The 7,428-nt window shown below is 59.4% G+C and carries 8 protein-coding genes; all 8 read left to right on the forward strand.

All coding sequences use genetic code 11. From position 1 onward, the window contains the following. Positions 1-3 precede the first annotated feature (3 nt). Positions 4-828: an ABC transporter substrate-binding protein gene (locus ABJD00_RS11200; protein ID WP_413834978.1), complete on the forward strand. Its 825-nt coding sequence runs from the start codon at positions 4-6 to the stop codon at positions 826-828. Between the two features lie 8 nt (positions 829-836). Further along, on the forward strand, positions 837-1,634 hold the full coding sequence (locus tag ABJD00_RS11205) for an ABC transporter ATP-binding protein (protein WP_413834938.1): 798 nt from the start codon (positions 837-839) through the stop codon (positions 1,632-1,634). A gap of 44 nt (positions 1,635-1,678) precedes the next feature. Continuing rightward, positions 1,679-2,503 carry an ABC transporter permease gene (locus ABJD00_RS11210; RefSeq protein ID WP_413834981.1) on the forward strand — a complete coding sequence of 275 codons (825 nt, stop codon included), beginning with the start codon at positions 1,679-1,681 and terminating at the stop codon, positions 2,501-2,503. After that, on the forward strand, positions 2,496-3,551 hold the full coding sequence (locus tag ABJD00_RS11215; protein WP_413834941.1) for an Ldh family oxidoreductase: 1,056 nt from the start codon (positions 2,496-2,498) through the stop codon (positions 3,549-3,551). The genes ABJD00_RS11210 and ABJD00_RS11215 overlap by 8 nt, the downstream gene beginning before the upstream one ends. Before the next feature lie 63 nt (positions 3,552-3,614). After that, positions 3,615-4,553: an NAD(P)/FAD-dependent oxidoreductase gene (locus ABJD00_RS11220; protein WP_413834944.1), complete on the forward strand. Its 939-nt coding sequence runs from the start codon at positions 3,615-3,617 to the stop codon at positions 4,551-4,553. Between the two features lie 41 nt (positions 4,554-4,594). Then, positions 4,595-6,130 carry an acyl--CoA ligase gene (locus tag ABJD00_RS11225; protein WP_413834947.1) on the forward strand — a complete coding sequence of 512 codons (1,536 nt, stop codon included), beginning with the start codon at positions 4,595-4,597 and terminating at the stop codon, positions 6,128-6,130. Further along, the gene (locus ABJD00_RS11230) at positions 6,127-7,107 is read left to right on the forward strand and encodes a 2-dehydropantoate 2-reductase (protein WP_413834950.1); all 981 of its coding nucleotides are present in this window, start codon (positions 6,127-6,129) and stop codon (positions 7,105-7,107) included. Before ABJD00_RS11225 ends, ABJD00_RS11230 begins: the two co-directional genes overlap by 4 nt. Positions 7,108-7,216: 109 nt before the next feature. After that, positions 7,217-7,428 (forward strand): hypothetical protein (locus ABJD00_RS11235; protein WP_413834953.1); only part of this gene is annotated, 212 nt, incomplete at its 3' end.

The following is a 7,428-nucleotide window of genomic DNA, read 5'->3' on the forward strand; positions in this document are numbered from 1 at the left end:
GCCATCAACGGCTCTGGTGCCGTTATTCAGGCTTTGTCCGCAGGCCAAGCTCAGTTCGGTCGCCCCGGCCCCGGCCCGATCATCGCGGCACGTTCGCGCGGTGTTGAAGTCGTCCACATCTATAACGTAGCCGCCCGTTCCAACTTTGGCATCGCAGTGCAGGAGGGTTCTGACATTCAGGACATCGAAGGTCTGCGCGGTAAGGTGATCGGCACAGGTACAGCAGACGGCGCGGAAGTGGGTTTTGCCCGCAACGTGATGTCGAGCGCTGGTATGACCGCGGGCACAGACTTCGAGTTTCTGACGGTCGGCGACGGTGGTCCGGCAACAGCGGCCTTCCTGAACAACGAGATCGTCGCATACTCGGCGTCCACTGCGGACACGGCCATCCTGAACCAACGTGGTATGGCTGTACGTGACATTACGCCTGCTGAGTTTGGCCGCTTCTTTGGTAACGGCATTGCGACAATGGCCGACACCATCGCCAATGACCGTGAACTGGTCGAAGCATGGAGCCGTGCGTTCGCCAAAGGCCACGCCTTTGCACTGGACGATGCCAACCGCGAGGCTGTTCTGAAGCACCTTGCCGACGGCAACCCGCAAGAAGGCGAAGACAAAGAGTTCCAGTCGGCTCTGTTTGACGCTGTGCGTTCCAAGACCATCTCGACAAGTCCTGAAAACGGTCTGGGCTGGTACCCTGCCGAGGTTTGGGCCGAATGGCAGGACGCGTTGGTCACCGGTGGTGAAATCGCGGCTCCGCTGGACGATCTGAGCGCGGCGTGGACCAATGAGTTCGCCGCAATCGGCAACGCGGCCGCCAGCGAATGACATCTCTGATGGCAGAAACGAAAGTCGGCGCACCTTTCGGTGCGCCGGTTTACGAACTGAACCGGGTCAGCAAGACCTATGCACGCAATCTCGTAGTCGCTCTTGAAGAGGTCGACCTGACCCTGCGCAAGGGCAGCTTTACCTCGGTGATCGGATCTAGCGGCTGTGGCAAATCCACATTGCTTAAGATCATGGCCGGGTTGATCCCGCCCACCAAAGGTCGCGTCGTCCTTCAGGACAAACCCGTGACCGGCCCGCGTCGCGACATCGGGATGATGTTCCAACAGGCCACGCTGTTTCCGTGGAAGACAGCGATCGAAAATATCGTACTGCCCATCGAGATTCGCGATGGCAAACCTGCGGCCAAGGCCGCCATGGCCAAAGCCCATGAACTGATGGAGATTGTCGGCCTAAAAGGATTTGAACACGTCTATCCCAACGAATTGTCCGGAGGCATGGCGCAGCGCACCTCGATCTGCCGGATGTTGATCACTGAACCGGCGGTCTTGCTGCTGGACGAACCTTTTAGCGCGCTGGATGAGTTGTCCCGCGACATGATGAATATGGAGCTGCAACGCATTTGCCGTGAACAGGACGCGACAGCTTTCCTTGTTACCCACTCCATTCAGGAAGCGGTCATTCTGTCAGACGAGATCGTGGTGATGAAGCCGCGTCCGGGCCGTGTGTCCGAAATCGTCAAAGTTGATCTGCCGCGCCCGCGCACGCTGGACATGATGACCACCCCTGAATTTGGTGAGATCGTCGAATACATTCGCACCCAACTGGACAAGGGAGAAGACATGTGACCGATCTATCGAGCAACCCGTCGTCCACGAATTCCAACGACACAATGGAAGATACCGTCTGGGTTCAGGAGGTCGCCTTTATCGACTCCGTCCCTCGCTGGATCGCAATGACCTTCGTTTTTGTGGTCTTCATCGGCACATGGTATTTCGTGACCGCTTTTGGTCTCGTGTCCCCCATCATTTTGCCAACACCGTTGGAAACCTTCCAGGACATGATCTTCGTGGGCACCAACCTTGTGACTGGCGGCTACATGTTAACGGCCCTTTGGATCACCATTCTTGAGGTGATCTACGGCTTCGCCCTCGCCATCGCGATCGGCTTTTCGCTTGGCGTTTTGGTTGGGGAAACCGCCTTTGGCGAAAAAGCGGTGATGCCATATCTGGTTGCCATCGACACGATGCCAAAGGTGGCGTTCGCCCCACTCTTTGTGGCCTGGCTGGGCTTTGGCATTGAATCCAAAGTGGCCCTTGCCGCCTTTATCGCGACCTTCCCGATCGTGGTTGGCACGGCTGCCGGCCTGCATGCGGCGGACGAAAACGCGCGTATGCTGTTCAAGACGATGGGGGCAAGCCGGATGCAAACCCTGATCAAGATGAAGCTGCCAAGCGGGTTGCCGCAAATCTTTACCGGTCTCAAGATCGGCGCCGTTGGCGTGATGGCGGGCGCGATCACAGGTGAATTCCTTGGTGGCGGCAAAGGGTTTGGTGAGTTGATCCGTGTCGCAGCCTCGCAGCTGAACACGCCGCGCGTCTTCTCGTTGATCCTCTACCTCAGCCTTGTGGGTCTGGCCCTGTATCTTCTGGTGCAGTTCACCCAGCGCAAAGTGGTCTTCTGGCACGCAGAACGCGTGGGCTCTCACGATGGCTGACGACGCAACTGTAAATCCCGAGACCTTGCGCGACTTCGTTGCCAAGGCTCTTGGCTCGCAAGGTGTGCCAGACGGGGATGCGGCCAAGGTCGCCGCCCTCATGGTCGAAGCTGACATCTACGGCTACGCCACCCACGGGGTGTTCCGCTTGCGCCAATACATGGCCCGCCTGAAGGGCGGTGGTTGCAACCCGACACCTACAGTCAAGGTCGCACACGAGACGGTGGCAACGGCGCTGATCGACGGGGACGATGGCCTGGGCCATCTGGCAATGGCTGCAGCACGCGATCTGGCGATGACCAAAGCACGCGAGGCTGGAATCGGCTGGGTCGGGGTGCGCGGTGGCAATCATGCAGGGCCCCTGGCGCTCTATGTTCGTCCACAGGCCGAGGCCGGGCTGCTGGGCATGGGCGCTGCCGTGGGCAGCGCCAATCACGTCCCCCCCTACGGCGGCACGGACCTGTTGCTGGGCACAAACCCAATTGCTTTTTCTGCCCCCAATGACGGGGACGATCCATTCGTCTTCGACATGGCCACGACCGTGGCAGCCATGGGCAAAATCAAAACTCTGCTGCAACAAGGCGAACCGATGCCCGAAGGGTGGATGGTGGGCCGCGACGGCAAACCCCTGACCGACCCTGCGCGCAAATCCGAAGGGTTCTTGTTGCCCATCGGCGGCCCCAAGGGCTTTGGCCTGTCGGTGGCGATTGGCTTGATGGCCGGTGTCCTCAATGGTGCGTCCTTTGGCGCGGACGTGGTGGATTTCACCAATGACACGACGTCCTCGACAAACACCGGACAGTTTGTGATGGCACTTGATCCTGCTGCCTTTGGCATTGCTGATTTCGGGGCGAACGCCGCCCGCGTGTTTGAAGAAATGCGTGCCTCTCCCCCCCTGCCGGGGCACGACCCTGTACGGATGCCCGGCGAGGGTAAGGGTGCGGCGGCGAAGGAGCGGATGGACCGGGGCCTTGCCCTCAAACCCGCCTTGCGCGCCGATCTTGAAGCCATTCAGGAGGAATATGGATTTGACGCAGCCCTTGGCTGATCCAGTTTGTGGCCTGCAGATGCGCACAGTCCTTAACAAACCCAAAGATCGGACCTGATTGACGTGAAGACAGAAGACCAAATTGCCGTGATTGGTGCGGGGATGGCCGGTCTGACAGTCGCCCGCACCTTGGTGGATGCGGGTCACAGCGTTGTCGTCTTTGACAAGGGCCGTGGTCTTGGCGGGCGCATGGCGTCGCGCAGGCGTGATGGGTGGCGGTTTGACCACGGCGCCATCGTACTGCGGCTAACGGACGAAGCCTTTACCGCCCTGATCGCCCAGAATGAAGATCAAGGATACGCCGCACAATGGGCAGACGCTGCTGGATGGACGGGATTGCCCGGCATGAGTGGCAGTGTGAAACCCTTGGCACAGCCGCTCACAGTACATACCCAAGCCGAAGTCACCGGGTTGGAGCGCAGCGGCAATGGATGGGTCTTGCACGGCGTCGCGCAGGCCGAAGGCGTGAAATTCGACAGGCTTGTTCTGGCGATCCCACAGCCCCAGGCCCTCCGCCTGCTGTCGCCATGGCCTGACCGTCAGGCCGCCATCGCACAGGCCGAGATGGACCCATGCTGGACCGTCATGGTTGGCTTTGAAACGCCCTTGGCCACGGATCTCACTTACGCAAACGACCTATCAGGCCCGATCTCAGTTATGGCGCGGGAGACCACTAAACCGGGCCGGGACCTGCCCGGAGACGCTTGGGTCATTCAAGCCAGCGCAGATTGGAGCAGCACTCATCTGGAACGCGAACAGGCCGAAGTCACCCTACCCCTGCTTGAGGCGTTCTTTGACACGCTTGGCTGCCCACCGGCTACGCCCGTCATCAGCATGGCCCACCGCTGGCGGTGTGCGTTGACCCGCAAACCGCTGGGTCAACCTTTTGTCCATAAACACGGCCTCGGGCTTTCGATCTGCGGGGATTGGTGTCTTGGCCCCACGGCCCAAGATGCATTCAACAGCGGTCGCAGCCTTGCAGCCAAACTGTTATCAGAGTGAGACTTTGGCCAATGGCCGCCAGAAATGAAGGAAGACCTTTCATGAAGACCACGATGCACGCCCTTATCGCAAACCACCCCGGCAACCTGCCCGCTATCGGAGCCGCTGGTCGAGAATGGCTAAGCTACGACGGCTTGCGCGCTTTGTCGCAAGAGGTCGCATCCAGTCTGAATGCCATGGGCATAGGCGCAGGCGATCGTGTGGGCATTGTCCTGCCCAATGGGCCCGAGATGGCGACCGCCTTTGTCACCGTCGCGCAGGTCGCCACAACGGCGCCGCTTAACCCGGCTTATCGCGAAGATGAATACGCCTTCTATCTTGAAGACTTGAAAGCCAAAGCCTTGCTGATTGGCGCAGATGACGATGGCCCGGCGCATGCCGCCGCCCTAAAACTGGGCCTGCCGGTGATCCGCTTGTCTGTGCCGGAGGGCGCGGCGGCGGGGTATTTTACGCTGTCCTCTGACATGAGCGGTGAAGCGTCGCGCGCGCCAACAGCAGAAGATGTCGCGTTGATCCTGCATACCTCAGGAACCACCTCGCGCCCCAAGATCGTGCCACTTTTGCAATCCAACGTGGCCGCATCCGCACACCATATCCGCGAAAGCCTCGCACTGACGCCCGAGGATCGGTGCCTGAACGTCATGCCCCTGTTCCACATTCACGGGCTTTTGGCCGCCGTGTCCGCCTCTCTGGCCGCTGGTGGCTCGGTCTTTTGCACGGCTGGGTTCAATGCGCTCAACTTCTTTTCAATGATGGATGAGGCGCGCCCGACGTGGTTCACAGCCGTGCCAACAATGCATCAGGCAATCCTCGCCCGCGCGGGGCGCAATGAAGAGACCATCGCGAATAACCCGCTGCGCTTCCTGCGCTCCTCCTCTGCCTCATTGCCTGCTCAGGTGATGGTTCAGTTGCAAGAAACCTTTGGCTCGCCAGTGATCGAGGCCTACGGCATGACCGAGGCCGCACACCAGATGGCCTGCAACCCCCTGCCCCCGCGCGCCCAGAAACCCGGTGCAGTCGGCGTCGAGGCAGGCCCAAAAGTCCGCGTCGCACATGAAATCGAAAACCACCTGATCGACGGCACAGGCGAGATCGTGATTTCAGGGCCCAACGTGACCGCAGGCTATGAGAGCAACCCGGACGCCAACGCCAAAAACTTCTTTGATGCCGACGGCGCACGATGGTTTCGCACCGGAGATCAGGGGGCCTTTGACGCCGAGGGCTATTTGTACCTAACCGGTCGCCTCAAAGAGATCATCAACCGGGGCGGAGAAAAGATCAGCCCGTTGGAAGTGGACGGTGTGTTGCTGGATCACCCGGACGTCGCCCAAGTTGTCACGTTTGCCCTGCCCCATGCCAAACTGGGCGAAGAGGTCGCGGCCGCCGTGGTGCTGCAAGAGGGGTCGGCCACCACCGACAAGGACATCCGGGAATTTGCGTCCAGTCGGATGGCCGACTTCAAAGTTCCCCGCAAGGTTATCATTCTCGATGAAATCCCAAAGGGCGCGACGGGCAAAATGCAACGCATTGGTCTGGCCGAAAAGCTGGGTCTCGTGGAAAAGGCGCAAGGCCAATGAAAATCTGCGTATTCGGAGCGGGCGCGATTGGCGGCTATATGGGCGTGAAATTGGCGCAGGCTGGCGCAGACGTCAGCCTTGTCGCACGCGGACCACACCTAGCGGCAATGCAGGACAAGGGGCTGACGTTGCTAGAAGAAGGGCTAGCACCCCAAACCGTGTCCGTGACCGCCAGCGACAATCCTGCTGACTTGGGTCCGCAGGACTATGTCATCGTAACGCTCAAGGCGCATTCAGTACCGCCCGTGGTGGACAAGATGCAGCCGTTGATCGGGCCAGACACGACGATCGTGTCCGGTGTAAACGGCGTTCCGTGGTGGTACTTCCACAAACTTGGCGGACCGCTGGAGGGCACGCGACTGGCATCGGTGGACCCCGGCAATGCGCAGTGGGACGGTTTTGGTCCGGACCGGGTGTTGGGCTGTGTGGTCTATCCGGCGGCAGAAGTCATTGAACCCGGCACGATCAAGCACATTGAGGGGAACAGATTTTCTTTAGGCGAACCCGATGGCAGCAAATCTGATCGCGCGGCGGCACTGTCCAAAGCCCTGATGGCAGCAGGTATGAAAGCGCCCGTGCGGCCTCGCCTGCGCGACGAGATATGGGTGAAATTGTGGGGCAACCTGTCCTTCAACCCGATCTCTGCGCTCACCGACACCACGCTGGATGTTTTGTGCACGGATGAAGGCACACGATCCGTGGCACGCAACATGATGCTTGAGGCGCAAACAATCGCGGAAAAACTGGGAGTTAAGTTTCCCATCGATGTGGAACGTCGGATCGACGGGGGCGCGGCGGTGGGCGCGCACCGTACATCCATGCTGCAAGACCTCGACCAAGGCCGCCCCATGGAGATCGACGCGCTGGTCGGCTCGGTGCAGGAACTGGGCCGCGTGACCGACACACCGACCCCGACCATCGACACCGTTTTGGCATTGATCAAACTGCGTGGACGAAGTGCTGGATTATATGGTTAAGGATGATTGGGGCGAGCTTCGAAGTCTTCCAATTTTTTCGAATCCCGCTCTGGTGAGCCATTGAACCTTCGCACAAAAACTAAGGCTCTTGATGAAAAAGAGCTCCGGTATGTCCGCTGAAGAAATGGTGCCCCCAAACAGCACCAACCTATTGTTTTTAATTGTTTCTATTTGTTCATCCTCGCACCATATCCCCCTAAAAATATGGGCTTGCCTGTCCTGCCCTGTCTTGTTCTGTCCGAGGGCATCCACTACCTTAAGGGGGATATTTAGGTGGATGGGAAATGCAGGCACAAAACAGACTTTCGGCATCATTTGTTA

The organism is Tateyamaria sp., from assembly GCF_039945315.1.
Taxonomy (GTDB): domain Bacteria; phylum Pseudomonadota; class Alphaproteobacteria; order Rhodobacterales; family Rhodobacteraceae; genus Tateyamaria.